The following is an 18,259-nucleotide window of genomic DNA, read 5'->3' on the forward strand; positions in this document are numbered from 1 at the left end:
CCGGCTCAGCCGGTCGGACCGACGGTGTCCTCCGGTCGCGCGGCGGGCGCGACGACCGCGGTGGCCCCGTCGATGGACACGACGCGGACCCGACCACCAATGGCGACCGGCAGAGCGTCGGACGCCAGCCGGGCCGACCACTCCTCCCCGCCGATCCGCACGCGCCCGCGGTCGGCGGTGACCTCGCTGGTCACCTCCGCGTGACGGCCCACGTACGCCGCCGTACCCAGCGCCACCTGCGCCGAGCCGGCCAACATGCGCTTCTTGATCTCCGGGCGCACCAGGCCCAACAGCAGGGCCGCGACCGCGACCGCGGTGACGACCTGGGCGGCGAAGGGCGCGCCCACCGCCGCGGCGACACCGCCGGCGGCGGCGCCCCCGGCGAGCATGATGAAGACGAAATCGACGGTCGCCGCCTCCACGGCCCCCAGCGCCAGGGCCAGCGCGAGCCAGGCGGCCCACGAATTGGCTTCGAGCCAGTCCATCCGCAGCTCCCTTCTCTCGCACGGGTGCTCGGGGCGGACGCCCCCGAGCCGTCACGGTAAGGACGTCAGGGACGCACCGGGAGTTCCCCCGCGTCCTGCCCCGGACCTGCCGGTTCGGGATCGGACCGCAGCCACGGCCCGGTCTCCCCGGGCTCCGGCGTCCGGGCGCGGGCCGCCCAGCGGTCCTCGTAGCGCTCCAGATGCAGCGGCAGCCCGAACGTCGCCTCCAGGTTCGCCTGCGTCAGGGTCATCCCGATGGGGCCGGCAGCCACGACGCGCCCGCCGCGCAGGAGCAGCACGTCGGTGAACCCCGGCGGGATCTCCTCCACGTGGTGCGTGACCAGCACCAACGCGGGGGCCTCGATGTCCGAGGCGATCTCTCCCAGCCGGTGGACCAGATCCTCCCGGCCGCCCAGGTCCAGGCCGGCCGCCGGCTCGTCCAGCAGCATCAGCTCCGGATCCGTCATCAGGGCGCGCGCGATCAGGACCCGCTTGCGCTCGCCCTCGGACAACGTCCCGTAGGTGCGCTCCGACAGATGCTCCGCGCCGAGCGTGCCCAGGAGCCGGCGAGCCCGCGAGACGTCCAGCCGCTCGTACTGCTCGCGCCACCGACCGACCACGCCGTACGACGCCGTCAGCACCACGTCGCGCACCAACTCGCGCTCGGGCACCCGCTCGGCCAGCGCGCTACTCGCCAGCCCGATCCGCGGCCGCAACTCGAACACGTCCACCGCGCCCAGGATCTCGGAGAGCACCGACGCGACCCCGCGCGTCGGGTGCATCCGCGCCGCCGCGATCTGCAGCAGCGTCGTCTTGCCCGCGCCGTTCGGCCCGAGGACGACCCAGCGCTCCCCCTCCTCGATGGCCCAGTCGATCTCGTCGAGCAGGGTCGCCCCGCCGCGCACCACGCTGACCCCGGCGAACTCCAGCACGTCGCTCATGGCTGATCCTCGCGGCTGCTCATAACTCGACCCTAGGGCACGTCAGGCCGTGTGCGGCGCAGCACCCTACGATGGCGAAGTGTCCGAGCTGCCCGTGAGCGTGCGCCTCGCGCTGTGGGTGACGGCCGCGTACGCCGGGCGGGTGTCCCTCACCGACGCGCTCAGCGCCGCCGCCGGTGAGCTCGAGCTGGTCACCGGCAACACCGAACGGCTCCAGACCTGGCACGACCTCGGCGAACGCGCCGTCCTCGTGGCCCTGCCCCACCCCGGGGCGCCCGGCCTGCTCCCCCGCGGCGGCGAGGTGTTGGCCGCCGCCGTCGAGGCCGGGGAGTGCGTGTACGTGCCGGGCCTGGGCGATGTCCTCGTGCCGACGGTCAGCGAACTGGGACCCGAGGGTGCGGGCCCGCAGGACCGCGTCGGCGCGGTGCGGTGGGCCGCGTACGCCGGGGAGCCCGTCCCCGTGCACGACGTCGACGCCCTCGACCTGCGCGCCTGCGAACGCGAGCTGGCCCAGACGACCCGCCAGGCCATCGCCACCATGGAGGCCGTCGACGCCCGCAGCTGGGCCTCGGACGGGCTGCGCGCCCTGGCCGACGCGCGCCTGGGCGGGGGCCGATGGGGGCTGCCCCCCTGGCTCACCGACCGGGCGCGCCGCGTCATCACCCAGGCGGCGACGCTCGCGACCATCGCCGACATCGGCCTGGCCCACTCCCGCGACGCCCACAGCCTGGACGCGACCAACCGGCGCCGCGACGAACTCCTGCGGCTCTCCCGCGAGGCCGACCACGCGCTGGCGGCGGCCGCCAGCGTCGCGGCCCTGCACCTCGCCGGCTGGCGGGGCGCGGACCGCGACTAGCCGCGGGCCGGGACGCGGGTCAGCCGCCGAGGACCGACTGGTAGACCTCCATGGTCTTGTCGCCGATCGAGGTCCAGCTGAACTGCTCGACGGCCCGCTTGCGGCCGGCGACGCCGTACGCCTTGGCCCGCTCCGGGTCGCTGACCGCCTCGTTCATGACCGCCGCGAGGTCGGCCTCCCACTTCTTCTCGTCCAGCGGGGTGCCGGTGCCGTCCTGCACCTGCTCGATGTCGATCAGCCAACCGGTCTCGCCGTCGACGACGACCTCGGGGATCCCGCCCGTGCGGGTCGCCACGACGGCCACCTCACACGCCATGGCCTCGAGGTTGACGATGCCGAGCGGTTCGTAGATCGAGGGGCAGATAAACGCCGTCGCGTGGCTCTCCAGCGCGATGACCTGCGCCCGCGGCAGCATCTGCGGGATGTAGACGACGCCCTTGCGCAGCTGCTGCAGCTCGCTGATGAGGCCCTGGATCTCCTCGCCGATCTCCTTGGTGTCCGGCGCCCCGGCGCACAGGATCAGCTGCACGTCCGGAGGAAGCTCGCGCGCGGCCCGCAGCATGTGCGGCAGGCCCTTCTGCCGGGTCTGCCGGCCCACGAAGATGATCGAGCGGGCGTCCGGGTCGACCCCGTGCTGGCGGCAGACGTCCTTGGCCGCGTCGCTGTGGTCGGGGGACCACATCTCGGCATCGATCCCGTTGTGCACCACGCGGACCGTGGCCGGGTCGATGGAGGGGTAGCAGCGCAGGATGTCCTCGCGCATTCCGTGGCTCACGGCGATGACCGCGGCGGCGGCCTCGTACGCCGTCTTCTCCACCCAGCTGCTCACCCGGTAGCCGCCGCCGAGCTGCTCCGCCTTCCAGGGCCGCAGCGGCTCGAGGCTGTGCGCCGAGATGACGTGCGGTACGCCGTGCAGCAGCGAGCCGATGTGGCCGGCCATGTTCGCATACCAGGTGTGCGAGTGGACCAGGTCCGTGCCCGCGCAGTCCGCGGCGATGGCCAGGTCCACCCCCAGCGTCTGCAGCGCGGCGTTGGCCGAGGCCAACTCGGCGAGATCGGGATAGCCGGTGGTGCCCGGCTCGCTCTGCGCGTTGCCGAAGGCGCGGACCTGCGCGTCGACGTCGCCGCGCGCCCGCAGGGCCTTGACCAGTTCGGCGACGTGGACGCCCGCGCCACCGTAGACGTTGGGGGGATATTCCTTGCTGAGGATGTCGACTCGCACGAGCCGAATCTAGTGCTCCCCGGGCCGCTGCGGGCGGCGGGCGACCACCCCGCCGGCCGAGCGGAGGAATATCAGGTGAACGGGCCTAATCCGCGCCGCCGTTGTTGCCAGGAGCACCCCTGACCCGAGTACGTTGCGGGGTATGTCGCGCTCCCCTCGATCGTCCAAGGTCCTGGCCATCGTTCTCGCGGGCGGCGAAGGTAAGCGGCTCATGCCGCTCACCGAAGACCGCGCCAAGCCAGCCGTGCCCTTCGGTGGCATCTACCGGCTCATCGACTTCGCCCTGAGCAACATCGTGAACTCCGGCTACCTCAAGGTGGTCGTGCTCACGCAGTACAAGTCCCACAGCCTCGACCGGCACGTCACGCGCACCTGGCGCATGTCGACGATGCTCGGCAATTATGTGGCGCCCATCCCGGCGCAGCAGCGGCGCGGCAAGCAGTGGTACATGGGCAGCGCCGACGCGATCTACCAGAGCCTGAACACCATCGACGACGAGCGCCCCGACATCGTCGTCGTGGTCGGCGCGGACCACGTCTACCGCATGGACTTCAGCCAGATGGTGCGCCAGCACGTCGAGACCAACGCCGGCATCACGGTGGCCGCCATTCGTCAGCCCATCGAGCTCGCCGACCAGTTCGGGGTCATCGAGGTCAACGACACCGACATGCGCAAGATCGGCCGCTGGCGCGAGAAGCCCAAGGACGCCAAGGGGCTGCCCGACTCGCCCAACGAGGTCCTCGCGTCCATGGGCAACTACGTGTTCGACGCCGACGTCCTGCGCGACGTCGTCACGCAGGACGCCGACGACGAGAACAGCGCCCACGACATGGGCGGCGACATCGTGCCCTACTTCGTCAATCGCGACGAGGGCTACGTCTACGACTTCAACGGCAACGAGATCCCCGGCGCGACCGAGCGGGACCGGGCCTACTGGCGCGACGTCGGCACCATCGACGCCTACTACGACGCCCACATGGATCTCATCTCGATCCACCCGGTCTTCAACCTCTACAACGAGGACTGGCCGCTGTTCACGATGGGCGAGCACGCCCAGCCGCCGGCGAAGTTCGTGCACAACGAGACGGGCCGGCTCGGCACCGCGGTGAACTCGATGGTCTCCGCCGGCACGGTCGTCTCCGGGGCGCACGTCGAGGGGTCCGTCCTGTCGCCGCGCTGCTTCATCCACAGCTACGCGCAGGTCACCGACTCGGTGCTGCTCGACCGCGTCCAGGTCGGGCGCAAGGCGCTGGTGCACCGCGCGATCCTGGACAAGGGCGTCGTCATCGACGACGGCGTGGAGGTCGGGGTCAACCACGACGCCGACCGGCGGCGCGGCCTCTACATCAGCGACAACGGCGTGGTGGTCGTCCCCAAGGGGAAGCGGATCTCCAACGACTGAGGCTGAGGCTGGGCTCCTCGGGGCCGCAGCGCTGGGGCGCCTTCTCCACCGGAGAAGGCGCCCCAGCGCGTCTGCGGGGCCTCAGCCCAGCTCGCGCAGGACCAGGCCGGTCCGCAGCTTCGGGGTGAAGAAGGTCGACTTGGGCGGCATCAGGAGCCCCTCCCGGGCGGTGCGCTCGATCTCGGCCATGCTCGTCGGCCGGATGAGGACGGCCGCGGTGGCGCCGCCTTCGCGCAGCACCTCCAGCACCTCGGCGACCCCGTGCTGATAGGTCACCTCGGCCGGGCAGTCGGTGAGCGCGTGCTCCAGGTAGGCCCCATCGAGGGCGCGCACCTCGGCGAACGCCTCCGGCTTCGGCTCGAGCCAACTGCTCGAGCCATCGGGGCGGACGAGGACCAGCGCGCCACGACGTACCATCTCCGGCAGCAGCGCCGGCGCGGCCGCGGGAGCCGGCGACACGACGAAGCTGGCCGCGAGGGCGCGCTCCAGCTCCTCCGCGCTGACCCCCTGGTAGAGCCGGTGAATGGCGTCGATGCTCAGCTGATCGGCGACGAGCTCGTTGACGAACGCGAGGGTCGCGTCGGCGGGGTTCGGCCCCTCGCCGTCGGCAGCGTGCCGCTCCTCGCGGTAGACGCGGGCGATGGCGTACCGGTGGTGGCCGTCGGCGATCAGGACGTCGTCGCCGCTGACCGCCGCCGAGATGGCGGCGATCCGGGCGGGGTCGTCGACGCGCTCGACGATGTGCTCGACCCCGTCGACGACCAGCGAGCCGACCGGCTCGCCGGGCTCCCGGATGGCGTCGGTCAGGCCGCGGGCCAGCGCGAGCCCCCACACCGGCGACATGTTCGTCCGGGTGGCCCGCGTCAGGTCGAGCCGGTCGGTCTTGGCCTTGGGCGTGGTCCGCTCGTGCGGCAGGGCGCCGCCCGTCTCCGGGTCGTTGACCTCCAGGGCCCCGAAGACCCCGTCGATGCTGCGCTGCCGGCCGGCCTCGTCGGTGAACCGCATCCGGTAGATCGTGAACGACGGGCGCTCGTCGCGGACGAGCGTGCCCTCCACGATCCAGGATCGCAGCTGGTCGGCGGCCCGCTCGTACCGGTCGTCGTCGCCCGCCGGCAGGTCCACGTGCACGATGTTGCGCGGGTCGCGGCCGGCGAGGGCGGCGACGTCGGCCGGGGACAACACGTCGTACGGCGGGGCGAGAACACTGTCCAGGGAGGTCCCCGGGGCATACCGAAGGGCGCGGAACGGTTGGAAGGTGGGCATGAGGCCCACGATAGGCGCCGCAGCGATCAGAGCTTGTGTTCCGGCCGGTTGCTGAACAACTGGACACCACCGATGGGGCGGAACCCGCCGGCGATCGCGCTGCCCAGGCCGTGCCCGTCGTAGACCGGGATCGTCGCGAGGACGACCTCGTACTCCGGGACGGTCGCCAGGGCGGCCGCGAACAGCGATTCGCCACGGCCGGGCGTCTGGTGGTTGACCTGGACGCTGATCTCCCGGATCCCCGCCACGCCGCGCCCGAGCACGACGATGTCCGGGTCGGCGTCGGCCGTCCCCAGCACCTGGATGTCCTGCCGGATCCGCTTCGCGTTCTCCACGAAGGGGTGTCGGGACAGGTCGGCGCGCGCGACCAGGGCCCCGCTGTTTCCCGAGCCGGTCCCGAGCGCCGACAGCAGCACCTGCTGCGGCCCGATCCACCCGGTTGCGCCAGCAAGCGCCGTCACCACGCGCGCCGAGAACGGCCCGTCGAAGCCGGTGGCGCCGAGGTCGATAAGCGTCTCGTCGGACACGTCGTACGACACCGCGAGGATCGAATGCCCGGTGAACCCCACGATCGCCTGCAGCGTCGGGATCCAGGGGGAGACCCGGGTCCACGCGCCGTCCTGGTGCGGGAACTGACCGGCCGCGACCGAACGCAACAGGCGCGCCAGCGGGTGGCGGGCCGTCGTCCAGGGCTCGGTCGCCGCGGCGGTCATCGGATCTCCTCGGGCACTTCTGCGTCAACGTTTAGCGCCGGACAGCGCCGTATGCATCTTGTCCGGCACCGCTCACATCGGCGAAACACCGACTCCCGATAGGGAATCCGCGCGATTTCCCGCCCGAACCGTCAGTCCCCCGAGCAGTGGAAGCCGCCGTCGACGTGGACGATCTCCCCCGTCGTCGCCGGGAACCAGTCCGACAGCAACGCCACGCAGGCCTTCGCCGCCGGGGTCGGGTCGGCCTGGTTCCAGCCCAGCGGGGCGTGCTGGCCCCACTCCGCGAACCGCCCGAACGCGGGGATCGACTTGGCGGCGGTGGTGCTGATCGGGCCCGCGGCGACGAGGTTGCAGCGGATGCCGGCGGCGCCGTACGTGCACGCGCAGTAGCGGTTCGTCGCCTCGAAGGCCGCCTTGGCCACGCCCATCCAGTCGTACCCCGGCCACGCCACGGTCGCGTCCAGCGTCAGCCCCACGACCGCGCCGCCGCCGCTCATGAGGGGGGCGCAGGCGGCGACGAGCGGCTTGAGCGAGTACGCCGAGATCTGCAGCGCCGGCGCGACGTCCTCCCAGCTCGCCCCCGCGAAGTCGAATGCCGGCTGGGGGGCGAACCCGATCGAGTGCAGGGCGCCGTCGAGGCCGTCGACGTGCTCGGCCAGCCGCTCCGCGAGCCGGTCGAAGTCCTCCTGGGAGGAGGCGTCGAGCTCCACCACCGGGGCGCGCTCCGGGAGCCGGCGCGCGATCGCGGAGGTGATCTTCGCCGCGCGGCCGAACGAGGTGAGCACGACCGTCGCGCCCTCCTCCTGCGCCAGGCGCGCCACGTGGAACGCGATGGAGGACTCGGTGAGCACACCGGTCACGAGGATTTTCTTGCCCTCGAGCAAAGCCATGAAGGTCCCTTCGATGTGGTGATGGGCGGGCGGGCCTCAGTGGCCCATGCCCAGGCCGCCGTCGACCGGCAGCACGGCGCCGGTCACATAGGCGGCGGCGTCGGAGGCGAGAAAGACGCAGGCGGCGGCCACGTCCGCGGGGTCACCGAACCTCCCGGAGGGGATCTGCGCGCGGTACGTCGTGCGCAGGTCGTCACCCAGCTCGGCCGTCATGTCGGTGTCGATGAAGCCCGGGGCCACGACGTTCGCGGTGATCGCTCGGCCGCCCAGCTCGCGCGTGATGGACCGCGCCACCCCGACCAGTCCGGCCTTCGTCGCGGCGTAGTTCACCTGGCCGGGCGAGCCGTTCAGCCCCACCACGCTGCCGACAAAGATCATGCGCCCCCGCTTGAGCCGGATCATGCCGCGGCTCGCCCGGCGAGCGCACCGGATCGACCCGACGAGGTTGGCCTGCAGCACCGCGTCGATGTCGTCATCGGACAACCGCAGCAGGAGCTGGTCGCGCGTGATCCCGGCGTTCGCCACCAGGATCTCCACCGGTCCCCCGAGCAGCTGCTCCGCCGCGTCGAACCCGGCGTCCACCGACGCCGTGTCCGTCACGTCCAGCGGCACCGCGGCCAGCCCGTCGGGGGCCTCCCCGGACCGACAGCCGACCACCACCCGGACGCCGTCCGCCGCGAGCGCCTGCGCGATCGCCAGGCCGATCCCTCGATTGCCGCCGGTGACCAGGGCCGTACGGGGGGCAGAGCGGTCGATCGCCATAGGGGTGAACCGTGACCTTTCGCTGAGGTGCTTGCTGGGGTTTGCACGTGCCGGGGCGCGCCCGAGGTGCGCCGTACCGGCCCCATCAGCGAACGTAACGAAAGAACGCACGGGACCCCCACGGAGGGCACGCACGAAGGAACTACGCTGGGGTTGTGTTCCGCCGCCAAAAGGAACCCACCAAGCCGGTCCACTCCATCAGCAGCGTCCCGACGTCGATCGCCGACGACCAGAGCGCGCGGATGCGCACGTACCTGATCTCGATGGGAATCCGTACCGCCTGCTTCATCATCGCGGCCGTCGCGTACGTCGTGACCGGCTGGGTCTGGCTGACCCTGCTGCTGTCCATCGCGGCCATCGTGCTGCCCTATCCCGCGGTGGTGCTCGCCAACAACAGCGGCAACCGCCAGTCCCACTTCGTGGTGCCCGCGACGCCCAGCCGCGAGATCGGGACCGAGGAGGACCAGCACCGCTCCCCCGGCGCCGGCGAGCACTGGTAGGCGGCCGCTAGCCCCCGATGGCGCTCATCGGGCGCGCGGGCTGGGTGAAGTCCGGGGCGCCGATACCGTGCCCGCGGGCCTTCCGCCACATCTCGCCCTTGATCAGCCGCACCAGCTCCGCGTCGTCGGCACCGTCCCGCAGCGGCCCGCGAAGATCTACCTCACCGCGGGCGAACAGGCAGTTGCGCACCATGCCGTCCGCCGTCAGCCGCACGCGATCGCAGGCCCCGCAGAACGGTGCCGTCACCGAGGCGATGATCCCCACCGTCGCGGGGCCTCCGTCGACCAGGAACAACTCCGCCGGCGCGCTGCCCCGGCTCTCGTCCGGCTGCGGCGTCAGCGCATGCCGCTCCTCGATCCGCGCGCGAATCTCGGCGGCCGAGATCATCTCCGCACGCTGCCAGCTGTGCTGGGCATCCAGCGGCATCTGCTCGATGAAGCGCAGCTCGTAACCTCGCTCGAAGCACCACTCCAGCAGATCGACGACGCCGGCGTCGTTGACGCCGCGCATCGCCACCGCGTTGACCTTCACCGGCCGCAGCCCGGCCGCGTCCGCGGCGGCGAGCCCCGCGACGACATCGTCCAGCCGGTCGCGCCGCGTCAAGGTCCGGAACGTCTCGCGGTCCACCGTGTCCAGGCTGACGTTCACGCGATCCAGCCCGGCAGCCGCCAACGCCGGAGCCAGCTGGGTGAGGCCGAGCCCGTTCGTGGTCATCGCCAGGTGTGGCCGTGGCTCCAGCGCGGCCAGGCGCCCGACGAGATCGGGCAGACCGGCCCGCAGCAGCGGCTCCCCACCCGTCAGGCGCACCTTCGTCACGCCCAGCCGGACGAAGATGCCCACGAGGCGCACCACCTCGTCGTCGGTGAGCATCTGCGGCTTGGCCATCCACGGCAAGCCCTCCGCCGGCATGCAGTACGTGCACCGCAGGTTGCAGTGGTCCGTCAGGGAGACACGCAGGTCCGTCGCCACCCGCCCGAACGCGTCCTCCAGGCGCAGCGGCGTACGTCGGCCCGCCGCGCCGCGGTCGGTCGAGCTGGGGTCTGCCGGCATTGGCCCAGCGTAAGGCGAGTACCGTCGAGGCCGTGCGGCGGACCCTGTTTACGAGGCGCTGGATGACGGCGTTCGCGGCGGCGACCGTCTTCTTCGTCGTCTGCCTCTACCTGGGTCGCTGGCAATGGGGGCGCCACGAAGACCGCAGCGCCTTCGCCGAAGCCGTCGCCACGAACTACGCCGCGCCCACCCATCAGCTCGACGCCGTCCTCCCCGCCGGATCGTCGCTGCCGGACCAGCGGCTGTGGTCCCGGGTCACCGTCACCGGCAGCTACGCGGCCGACGCCCAGCAGCTGGTGCGCAACCGACCGCAGAAGGTCACGTACGGCTACGAGGTGCTCGTCCCGCTCCGCCTCGACGACGGCTCCGCGCTGCTCGTCGACCGGGGCTGGGTCAAGAACGCCGAGACCGCCGACACCCTGCCCACCGTCCCGGCGGCCCCCGCCGGGCGGGTCACCGTCACCGGGTGGCTGCGGCAGGGCGAGGAGAGCCTCGGTCGCAACCTGCCGAGGGGCCAGCTCGCCTCGATCAACCTCGACGAGGCCGCCGCGGCCATGGGACAGCGCCTGCGCCCGGCGTACCTCGTCCTGCAGTCCGAGGACGACGGCACCGGCCGCGAACCCGCCCGACCCAAGCCCCTGCTGCCGCCCGACACCGACACCGGACCGCACCTCGCCTACGCGGTCCAGTGGTGGACCGGGTCGCTCGTCGGCTTCGTCATCGTCGCCGTCTACCTGCGCCGGGAGCTGCGCGACCAGGCCATCGCCGCCGGCACCCGCGCGGCCCCGGTGCCCAAACCCAAGCGCACCCGGATCTGGGACGAAGAGGACGAGTAGCCCGACCGCGCCGGGTCGCGCTGCGTCGCGCCGGGTCGCGCCGGATCGGGCTGGGGCGTCCCATCAGTCCGCGGCGGTCGATACCCCGTCGTCGCGGAACTGCGTGGTGTAGAGGTCGGCGTACAGGCCCCCGGCGGCCAGCAGCTCGGTGTGGGTGCCCCGTTGCACGACCCGGCCCCCGGCCACGACGAGGATCACGTCCGCGTCCCGGATCGTCGACAGCCGGTGTGCGATGACCAGCGCGGTGCGGCCGGATAGGGCCGCGTCGAGGGCCCGCTGCACCGCGGCCTCCGACTCGCTGTCGAGGTGCGCCGTCGCCTCGTCGAGGACGAGCACCCCGGGGCCCTTGAGGAGGAGCCGGGCGATGGCCAGGCGCTGCTTCTCCCCGCCCGAGAGCCGATGGCCGCGGTCGCCCACGACCGTCGCCAAGCCCTCCGGCAGGCTCGCGACCAGGTCCCACACCTGCGCGGCCCGCAGCGCGGCCTCCAGCTGCGCCGTGGTGGCGTCGGGGCGGGCGTAGCGCAGGTTCGCCTCGATGGTGTCGTGGAAGAGGTGCGCCTCCTGCGTCACCACCCCGACACTGCGCCGCAGGCTGGCGAACGAGGCGTCGCGCAGGTCGACGCCCCCGATGCGTACGGCGCCGGTCGTCGGGTCGTACAGGCGCGAGACCAGCGACGTGATCGTCGTCTTTCCCGCGCCGCTCGGTCCGACGAGAGCCACCAGCTGCCCCGGCGCCACGTCGAAGCTGACGCCGTGCAGCACGTCGCCACCCCCCGCCCGATCGCCGCTCGCGGTGCCCTCCAGGGAGGCGAGGGAGACCTCGTCGGCGCTCGGGTAGCGGAACGAGACGTCATCGAAGGTCACGCCCAGCACGGTGTCCGGCAGCTCGACCGGGTCGGTCCGCTCCGCGACCAACGCGGGCAGGTCCAGCACCTCGAAGACGCGCTCGAACGACACCAGGGCCGTGAGGACGTCGACGCGAACGTTGGACAGGGCGATGAGCGGGCTGTAGAGCCGGGCGAGCAGCGCCGTCAGGGCCAGCAGGGTGCCCACCGTGAGGGTGCCGTCGATGGCCAGGAGGCCGCCGACGCCGTACACCATCGCGGTCGCCAGCGAGGCGAGCAGCGTGAGCAGCACCATGAAGATCGACCGGTTCATGGCGATCCGCACGCCGATGTCGCGGACGGCGCCGGCCCGCTCGCCGTACTCCTGCGCCTCCTGCTCCGGCCTCCCGAACAGCTTCACGAGCAGGGCACCGGCGACGTTGAAGCGCTCGGTCATCCGGCTGGCGAGGTCGGCGTTGAGGTTCATCGACTGCCGGGTCAGCTCGGACAGTTTGGCGCCCATCCGCCGCGCGGGAATGAGGAAGAGCGGAAACAGCAGGACCGCGGCCAGCGTCAGCGGCCAGGACAGCGCCGCCATCGTCGCCACGATCACCGCCAGCGTGACCGCGTTGCTCACGACGCCCGACAGCGTCGAGGTGAACGCCTGCTGCGCGCCGATGACGTCGGTGTTGAGCCGGGAGACGAGCGCCCCCGTCTGCGCCCTGGTGAAGAAGGCGATGGGCTGGGCCGAGACGTGCTCGAAGACCTCGGTGCGCAGCCGGTAGATCAGCCCCTCGCCGATCGTCGAGGAACACCAGCGCTGGGCGACGGTGAGCACCGCCCCCGCGACGGCGAGAAGGGCGACGACGAGCGAGAGCCGTACGACGAGGCCGGCGTCGCGCCCCATCACCCCCTGATCGACAATCGACTTCAGCAGCAGCGGCGGCGCGGCCACGAGCGCGGAGTCGGCCACGACCAGGACGAGGAACAGCAGGATGCGGGCACGGAACTCGCCGGCGTAGCCCAGCACGCGGCGGACCGTGCCCTCCTGCAGCCGCTGACCCGACATGCGGTCCTTGGTCAGGGACCGCATCGTCATGAACGGCGAGTGCGTCACCCGTCGCGCTCGGTTCGCGCGTCCCGCGCGGCGTACGCGCGCGCCATCCCGCCGATGAGGACCGTCTGGGCGGACCTCTCGGCGGCCAGCTGCTCGCTGCGCGACGCGCGCCGGGCGTTCGCGAGGAGGAGCTTGGTGGCGGTCGCCGCCGCGGGGGGTGCCTCAAGCAGCGCGGCCACGACGTCGGCCGTGGCGGCGGCGAGCTCCGCCACGGGGACGGCCAGGTTCGCCAGCCCGGTGGCGACGGCCTCCTGCGCCTCCATCGTGCGCGAGGTCACGCAGAGCTCGAGCGCCCGCGCATAGCCCAGGATCTCTACCAGCACCGACGTACCGCCCAGATCCGGCACCAGCCCAAGGCTCGTCTCCGCCATGCGGAACTTGACGTCGTCGGCGACGATCCGCAGGTCGGCGCCGAGGGCGAGCTGGAATCCGGCGCCCACGGCGTGGCCCTGGACCGCGGCGACCACGATGGCCTTCGCGTCGCGCCACAGCGTGAAGGCCTCCTGGTAGTGGCCGATGGTCGTGGCCGCGCCGTCCGGGTCGGCGACGCACATGCCGATGAGGTCGGGTTCTCCGTCCACCCCGCCCGGGGCGAGCATCGCGCGGTCGAGGCCCGCCGAAAAGGTGGGTCCGGTCCCGCGCAGGACGACCACCCGTACGTCGTCCGGGAGCGTGCGGGCCACCTCGGCCAGGGCGAGCCACAGCGAGGGGGTCTGCGCGTTCCGGCGGGTCGGGTTGTCCAGGCTCACGTGCAGGACGGGGCCCTCCCGGCGTACGGAAAGGTGCGGGTGGGGGCGGGTTTCGGCGGCTGCGGAGGTCGGTTGCTCGGTCACGGTACGAGCCTAAGTCCGACGGACGCCCTCCTCCTCCCGACTGCCGCCCGTTGTCCGCGACGTGCCCCACACCCAGGGCGGGGTTCGAGGAGCCGAGGCCTAGGCCAAGGCGATGAGGTCGAGGTAGTCCTCGTTCCACAGGTCCTCGACGCCGTCCGGGAGCAGCAGCACGCGCTCGGGTTCCAGGGCGGCGACGGCGCCCTCGTCGTGGCTGACCAGGACCACCGCGCCGGCAAAGCTGCGCAACGCCCCGAGGATCTCCTCGCGGCTGGCCGGATCGAGGTTGTTGGTCGGCTCATCGAGCAGCAAGACGTTGGCGCTGCTCACCACCAGGGTCGCCAGGGACAGTCGCGTCTTCTCCCCGCCGGAGAGCACCGCCGCGGGCTTGTCGACGTCGTCGCCGGAGAAGAGGAAGCTGCCGAGGATCTTGCGGACGTCGGTCTCGCCGAGATCCGGAGCGGCCGTCTTCATGTTCTCCAGGACGGTGCGCTCGACGTCGAGGTTCTCGTGCTCCTGGGCGTAGTAGCCGACCTTCAGACCGTGCCCCGGCTCGACCGCCCCGGTGTCCGGGGCGTCCAGGCCGGCGAGGATCCGCAGCAGGGTCGTCTTGCCGGCGCCGTTGAGCCCGAGCACCACGACCTTGCTGCCCCGGTCGATGGCCAGGTCCACGTCGGTGAAGACCTCGAGCGAGCCATAGCTGCGGGACAGCCCGCTCGCGCGCAGCGGGGTCTTCCCGCACGGCGCCGGGTCCGGAAACCGGAGCTTGGCCACCTTGTCGTGCGCCCGCTCGCCCTCGACGCCGGCGAGGAGCCGTTCCGCCCGGCGGGCCATGTTCTGGGCGGCGGTCGCCTTGGTGGCCTTGGCCCGCATCTTGTCGGCCTGCGCCATGAGCGCCGAGGCCTTCTTCTCGGCGTTGGCGCGCTCCCGCTTGCGGCGCTTCTCGTCGGTCTCGCGCTGCTGCAGGTAGGTCTTCCAGCCGACGTTGTACTGGTCCAGCTCAGAGCGGTTCGCGTCCAGGTGGTAGACCTTGTTGACCACCTCGTCGAGCAGCGCCACGTCGTGACTGATGACGAGGAGCCCGCCCTTGTAGACCTTCAGATGGTCCCGGAGCCAGGCGATCGAGTCGGCGTCCAGGTGGTTCGTGGGCTCGTCGAGCAACAGGGTCGGTGCGCCCGAGAAGAGGATCCGGGCCAGCTCGACGCGGCGGCGCTGCCCGCCGGAGAGGGTCTCCAGCTTCTGCCCGAGCACCCGGTCCTCCAGGCCGAGGGCGGCGGCGATGGTGGCGGCCTCGGACTCGGCGGCGTACCCGCCCGCGGCATCGAAGCGCGCCTGCAGCTTGGGATAGCGGGTCATCGCCTTCTCGTGCGTGTCCGGATCGGCGCTGGCCATGGCGCCCTCCGTCTCGTGCATGGCCCGGACGATCTCGTCGAGGCCCCGCGCGGCCAGGATCCGGTGCCGGGCCAGGACGTGCATGTCCCCGTCGCGTGGGTCCTGTGGCAGGTAGCCCACGTCGCCGGTGCGCGACACGCTCCCGGCCGCCGGCGGGTTCCAGCCGGCGAGCACCTTCGTCAGGGTGGTCTTGCCCGAGCCGTTGCGGCCGACCAGCCCGATCCGGTCGCCGGCGCCCACCCGGAAGGTCGCCTCGCTGAGCAGGAGCCGACTGCCGGCGCGCAGCTCGATGCCGGTGGCCGTGATCACGCGGTGCTCCTGTCGTCAAGGTGTGGTCGGCGGCCTTCGCAAGGCGCCGCCGCGCTCCGCCGTACCGGCGGTGGGGCCCCCTGGTGACGATTCGTCGCGCCGGCACCGCCCCGCCGCGATGCGAGGTGGGGGCCGCCTGGTTACTCTACTGGTCAGGCCCCTGCGCCAGGCACGGGCATTGATCGGGAGGGTTGGTCGGATATGACCTTCAACGACGACGCCCAGCTGGACACCTCGCAGGTCGGCGGTGGCGGCGGTGGGGGCTTCGGTCGTGGGGGCGCTGTCATCGGCGGTGGCGGAGGCATCCTGGGCATCATCGCGTTGCTCTTGTATCTCTTCACGGGGCTCGGCGGGGGTGGCGACTCCACCTCCCAACCGGAGCCGGCGCCGCAGCAGCCCGACCAGGCGATGGACCGCTCCTACATGGGCGCGGGCGGCGAGTACAACCAGAACGTGTTCTCCCACTGCAAGACCGGCGCCGACGCCAACAAGGACGACAACTGCCTGGTGGTCGGGACCGTCAACAGCGTGCAGGACTACTGGAAGCGCAAGTTCCCGGAGTCCACGAAGAACCAGACGCCGTACAAGATGACCAAGACCATCCTGTACTCCGGCCAGACCCAGTCGGCCTGCGGCACCGCCTCCAACCAGGTGGGCCCGTTCTACTGCCCGCTCGACAAGCAGGTCTTCATCGACGCGAGCTTCTTCAAGCTGCTCTCCAGCCGGTTCGGCGCGGACAGGGGTGCGTTCGCGAAGGAGTACGTCGTCGCGCACGAATACGGCCACGCCGTGCAGGACCAGCTCGGCGTCCTCGACGAGGCCCAGAAGGACCCGCAGGGCCCGGCCAGCGGCGGCGTACGCGTCGAGCTCATGGCCGATTGCTTCGCCGGTATGTGGGCCAAGGACGCGAGCACGACCAAGGACAAGAACGGCAACACGCTGCTCAAGCCCTTGACCCAGCAGGACATCCAGTCGGCGCTGTCTGCGGCCACCGCCGTCGGCGACGACACCATCCAGAAGAAGACGCAGGGTCGGGTCTCGCCGGAGAACTTCACCCACGGCACCGCCGAGCAGCGGATGCGCTGGTTCATGAACGGCTACAACAACCAGAACATCAACAGCTGCAACACGCTGCGGGCGACTCAGCTCTGACGCGCCGCACGCACTGACGCCCTCTTTCCCGCACTGGCGCCCCACTTCAAGCGGGGCGCCAGTTGGGCAAAGAGGGCGCCAGTCGCGTACCGGGCCTGACTCAGCCCCAGAGGGCGGCATCCGCCAGCCCTACTCCGCCGAAAGAGGGCGCCAGTCGCGTGCCCGGCCCAGGGGTCGGGCGTCAGCCCCCAACGGCCGGTCGGGGCAGCTCCCGCTTGAGGATCTTCCCGGTCGCGCCCTTGGGAAGGGCCTCAATGACGTGAATCGCGCGCGGGTACTTGTACGCCGCCAGCCGCTCCTTCGCGTACTCCGTCAGCTCCTCGGCCGTCGCGGAGGCGCCCTCGTTCAGCACGACGTACGCTGCGACCTCCTCGCCCAGCCGCTCGTCCGGGACGCCGACGACGGCGACCTCGAGGACCGCGGGGTGGGTGTAGAGGACCTCCTCGACCTCCCGGGGATACACGTTGTAGCCGCCGCGGATGATCATGTCCTTGCTGCGGTCGACGATCGAGTAGTAGCCCTCCGCGTCGCGGGTGGCGAGGTCGCCGGTGTAGAACCAGCCGTCGCGGATGGCGGCGGCGGTCGCGTCGGGCTTGTTCCAATAGCCGCGCATCAGGCAGTCGCCGCGGATGACGATCTCGCCGATCTCCCCCTCGGGGGTCTTGCTGCCGTCGTCGCTGTGCAGGTCCATCTCGACGCCCTCGATGGGGGTGCCGATGGAGCCGGGCTTGCGCTCGGAGTGCGGGTGGTTGAACGAGGCCACCGGCGAGGTCTCAGACAGGCCGTAGCCCTCCAAGATGATGCAGTCGAACGCGGCCTCGAACTTGCGCATCAGCTCGACGGGCAGCGACGCGCCGCCCGAGATGCACACCCGCAGCGAGGAGACGTCGGCCTGCACCTGCGGCTGAGCGGCCAGCAGCGCGCCGTACATCGTGGGCACCCCCAGGAAGACGGTCGCCTTGTCCCGCTCGATGATCTTCAGCGCCGCGACCGGCTCGAACCGCGGCAGCAGCGTGAGGCAGGCGCCGGTGGCCACGCAGATGTTCATGGCCGCGGTCATGCCGAACACGTGGAACAGCGGGAGGCAGCCCATGAGGGTGTCCGCATCGGTCACCTCCAGGAGCGTGCGGGCGGCAACCTCCTGGTTCGAGTTGAGGTTGCGGTGCCGCAGCTCGGCGCCCTTGGGCGAACCGGTCGTCCCGGAGGTGTAGAGCAGCACCGCGGTGTCGTCGTCGTCGCGGTCGACGACCTCGGTCACCGGCTCGATCGGGGTGCCGAGGAGGGCCGGGACCTGGGTGACCTCGAGGTACTCGACCCCGGCGGCCTCGGCGCCCGCCGCGGTGTCCGGGTTGGGCAGGCCGATCAGCAGCTTGGCGCCGGCGTCGCGCAGGTAGTACTCGACCTCCCGCGGCTTGAACAGCGGGTTCATCGGGACGACGACGCAGCCGAGCCGCAGCGCCGCGTAGTAGGCGAGCGGGAACGCGGTGATATTGGGCAGGCTCAGGGCGAGCCGGTCGCCGGGGACGAAGCCCTTGTCCCGCAGGTGCCCCGCGAAGATCTGCGTGAGGTGCTCGAACTGGGCGAACGTGTAGCGCTGCTCGTCCTGGATCAGCGCGAGCCGATCCGGGTGCCGGCGCGCCGATTCGACGAGGTTCTGGGCGAGGTTGGTCACGACGGCTCCTGGGCTGTCCGGTGGGGCTAGAGGCGGGTCTCG

At 71.8% G+C, this 18,259-nt stretch carries 17 protein-coding genes; 5 read left to right on the top strand and 12 right to left on the bottom strand.

The genetic code is table 11. The features are described 5' to 3' along the window. Nucleotides 1–5: 5 nt before the first annotated feature. A complete protein-coding gene (locus tag IPK37_17590) occupies nucleotides 6–485 on the bottom strand; it encodes an NfeD family protein (protein ID QQS00601.1) in 480 nt (159 codons plus the stop codon). A 65-nt stretch (nucleotides 486–550) separates the two neighbouring features. Further along, entirely contained in the window at nucleotides 551–1,426 is an 876-nt protein-coding gene (locus tag IPK37_17595; protein QQS00602.1) for an ABC transporter ATP-binding protein, read from the bottom strand. Nucleotides 1,427–1,505: 79 nt separating this feature from the next. On the opposite strand from IPK37_17595, the gene IPK37_17600 reads away from it, so the two are divergent. After that, nucleotides 1,506–2,282 (top strand): hypothetical protein, encoded by a 777-nt coding sequence (locus IPK37_17600; GenBank protein QQS00603.1) that lies wholly within the window; start codon nucleotides 1,506–1,508, stop codon nucleotides 2,280–2,282. Between the two features lie 19 nt (nucleotides 2,283–2,301). Here the strand turns inward: IPK37_17600 and glgA are convergent, their stop codons facing one another. Next, nucleotides 2,302–3,504, bottom strand: coding sequence for a glycogen synthase (glgA, locus tag IPK37_17605; GenBank protein ID QQS00604.1), 1,203 nt, complete (start codon nucleotides 3,502–3,504; stop codon nucleotides 2,302–2,304). Nucleotides 3,505–3,646: 142 nt separating this feature from the next. Here glgA and glgC point away from each other — a divergent pair, with 142 nt between their 5' ends. Next, the gene (glgC, locus tag IPK37_17610) at nucleotides 3,647–4,906 is read left to right on the top strand and encodes a glucose-1-phosphate adenylyltransferase (protein ID QQS00605.1); all 1,260 of its coding nucleotides are present in this window, start codon (nucleotides 3,647–3,649) and stop codon (nucleotides 4,904–4,906) included. An 81-nt stretch (nucleotides 4,907–4,987) separates the two neighbouring features. Here glgC and IPK37_17615 read toward each other — a convergent pair whose 3' ends face one another. The 4 genes from IPK37_17615 to fabG form a co-directional block, all read right to left on the bottom strand. Then, a complete protein-coding gene (locus IPK37_17615; GenBank protein QQS00606.1) occupies nucleotides 4,988–6,169 on the bottom strand; it encodes a DUF1015 domain-containing protein in 1,182 nt (393 codons plus the stop codon). A gap of 26 nt (nucleotides 6,170–6,195) precedes the next feature. Further along, nucleotides 6,196–6,882 (bottom strand): N-acetyltransferase, encoded by a 687-nt coding sequence (locus tag IPK37_17620; protein ID QQS00607.1) that lies wholly within the window; start codon nucleotides 6,880–6,882, stop codon nucleotides 6,196–6,198. Between the two features lie 131 nt (nucleotides 6,883–7,013). Further along, nucleotides 7,014–7,772 (bottom strand): enoyl-ACP reductase FabI, encoded by a 759-nt coding sequence (fabI, locus tag IPK37_17625; GenBank protein ID QQS00608.1) that lies wholly within the window; start codon nucleotides 7,770–7,772, stop codon nucleotides 7,014–7,016. A gap of 36 nt (nucleotides 7,773–7,808) precedes the next feature. Then, nucleotides 7,809–8,534 (bottom strand): 3-oxoacyl-ACP reductase FabG, encoded by a 726-nt coding sequence (gene fabG / locus IPK37_17630; GenBank protein ID QQS00609.1) that lies wholly within the window; start codon nucleotides 8,532–8,534, stop codon nucleotides 7,809–7,811. Between the two features lie 242 nt (nucleotides 8,535–8,776). Between fabG and IPK37_17635 the strand changes: the two genes are divergently transcribed. Then, complete coding sequence (locus IPK37_17635; protein QQS02984.1) at nucleotides 8,777–9,034, top strand: DUF3099 domain-containing protein; 258 nt, start codon at nucleotides 8,777–8,779, stop codon at nucleotides 9,032–9,034. A gap of 7 nt (nucleotides 9,035–9,041) precedes the next feature. Here IPK37_17635 and moaA read toward each other — a convergent pair whose 3' ends face one another. Continuing rightward, nucleotides 9,042–10,085, bottom strand: a complete 1,044-nt coding sequence (gene moaA, locus IPK37_17640) for a GTP 3',8-cyclase MoaA (GenBank protein QQS00610.1) — start codon at nucleotides 10,083–10,085, stop codon at nucleotides 9,042–9,044. A 32-nt stretch (nucleotides 10,086–10,117) separates the two neighbouring features. Here moaA and IPK37_17645 point away from each other — a divergent pair, with 32 nt between their 5' ends. Then, nucleotides 10,118–10,921, top strand: a complete 804-nt coding sequence (locus IPK37_17645; GenBank protein ID QQS00611.1) for an SURF1 family protein — start codon at nucleotides 10,118–10,120, stop codon at nucleotides 10,919–10,921. Nucleotides 10,922–10,984: 63 nt separating this feature from the next. Here IPK37_17645 and IPK37_17650 read toward each other — a convergent pair whose 3' ends face one another. The 3 genes from IPK37_17650 to IPK37_17660 form a co-directional block, all read right to left on the bottom strand. Beyond that, nucleotides 10,985–12,844 carry an ABC transporter ATP-binding protein gene (locus IPK37_17650; GenBank protein QQS00612.1) on the bottom strand — a complete coding sequence of 620 codons (1,860 nt, stop codon included), beginning with the start codon at nucleotides 12,842–12,844 and terminating at the stop codon, nucleotides 10,985–10,987. 14 nt (nucleotides 12,845–12,858) lie between these two features. Further along, nucleotides 12,859–13,695 carry an enoyl-CoA hydratase/isomerase family protein gene (locus IPK37_17655; GenBank protein QQS00613.1) on the bottom strand — a complete coding sequence of 279 codons (837 nt, stop codon included), beginning with the start codon at nucleotides 13,693–13,695 and terminating at the stop codon, nucleotides 12,859–12,861. A 99-nt stretch (nucleotides 13,696–13,794) separates the two neighbouring features. Further along, nucleotides 13,795–15,393 (bottom strand): ABC-F family ATP-binding cassette domain-containing protein, encoded by a 1,599-nt coding sequence (locus tag IPK37_17660; protein QQS00614.1) that lies wholly within the window; start codon nucleotides 15,391–15,393, stop codon nucleotides 13,795–13,797. A 201-nt stretch (nucleotides 15,394–15,594) separates the two neighbouring features. On the opposite strand from IPK37_17660, the gene IPK37_17665 reads away from it, so the two are divergent. Continuing rightward, nucleotides 15,595–16,545 (top strand): neutral zinc metallopeptidase, encoded by a 951-nt coding sequence (locus IPK37_17665; GenBank protein ID QQS00615.1) that lies wholly within the window; start codon nucleotides 15,595–15,597, stop codon nucleotides 16,543–16,545. A gap of 181 nt (nucleotides 16,546–16,726) precedes the next feature. Here the strand turns inward: IPK37_17665 and IPK37_17670 are convergent, their stop codons facing one another. Then, complete coding sequence (locus tag IPK37_17670) at nucleotides 16,727–18,217, bottom strand: long-chain fatty acid--CoA ligase (protein ID QQS00616.1); 1,491 nt, start codon at nucleotides 18,215–18,217, stop codon at nucleotides 16,727–16,729. Nucleotides 18,218–18,259 lie beyond the last annotated feature (42 nt).

The sequence above is a fragment of the Austwickia sp. genome, from assembly GCA_016699675.1.
In the GTDB taxonomy this organism is placed as follows: Bacteria; Actinomycetota; Actinomycetes; order Actinomycetales; family Dermatophilaceae; genus Austwickia.

Coding starts and splice junctions, on each gene's coding strand:
- glgC (QQS00605.1), top strand. CDS start 3,647: ATGTCGCGCTCCCCTCGATCGTCCAAGGTCCTGGCCATCGTTCTCGCG.
- IPK37_17665 (QQS00615.1), top strand. CDS start 15,595: ATGACCTTCAACGACGACGCCCAGCTGGACACCTCGCAGGTCGGCGGT.
- IPK37_17595 (QQS00602.1), bottom strand. CDS start 1,426: ATGAGCGACGTGCTGGAGTTCGCCGGGGTCAGCGTGGTGCGCGGCGGG.
- IPK37_17615 (QQS00606.1), bottom strand. CDS start 6,169: ATGCCCACCTTCCAACCGTTCCGCGCCCTTCGGTATGCCCCGGGGACC.
- fabG (QQS00609.1), bottom strand. CDS start 8,534: ATGGCGATCGACCGCTCTGCCCCCCGTACGGCCCTGGTCACCGGCGGC.
- IPK37_17590 (QQS00601.1), bottom strand. CDS start 485: ATGGACTGGCTCGAAGCCAATTCGTGGGCCGCCTGGCTCGCGCTGGCC.
- IPK37_17620 (QQS00607.1), bottom strand. CDS start 6,882: ATGACCGCCGCGGCGACCGAGCCCTGGACGACGGCCCGCCACCCGCTG.
- IPK37_17650 (QQS00612.1), bottom strand. CDS start 12,844: ATGACGATGCGGTCCCTGACCAAGGACCGCATGTCGGGTCAGCGGCTG.
- IPK37_17635 (QQS02984.1), top strand. CDS start 8,777: ATGCGCACGTACCTGATCTCGATGGGAATCCGTACCGCCTGCTTCATC.
- moaA (QQS00610.1), bottom strand. CDS start 10,085: ATGCCGGCAGACCCCAGCTCGACCGACCGCGGCGCGGCGGGCCGACGT.
- fabI (QQS00608.1), bottom strand. CDS start 7,772: ATGGCTTTGCTCGAGGGCAAGAAAATCCTCGTGACCGGTGTGCTCACC.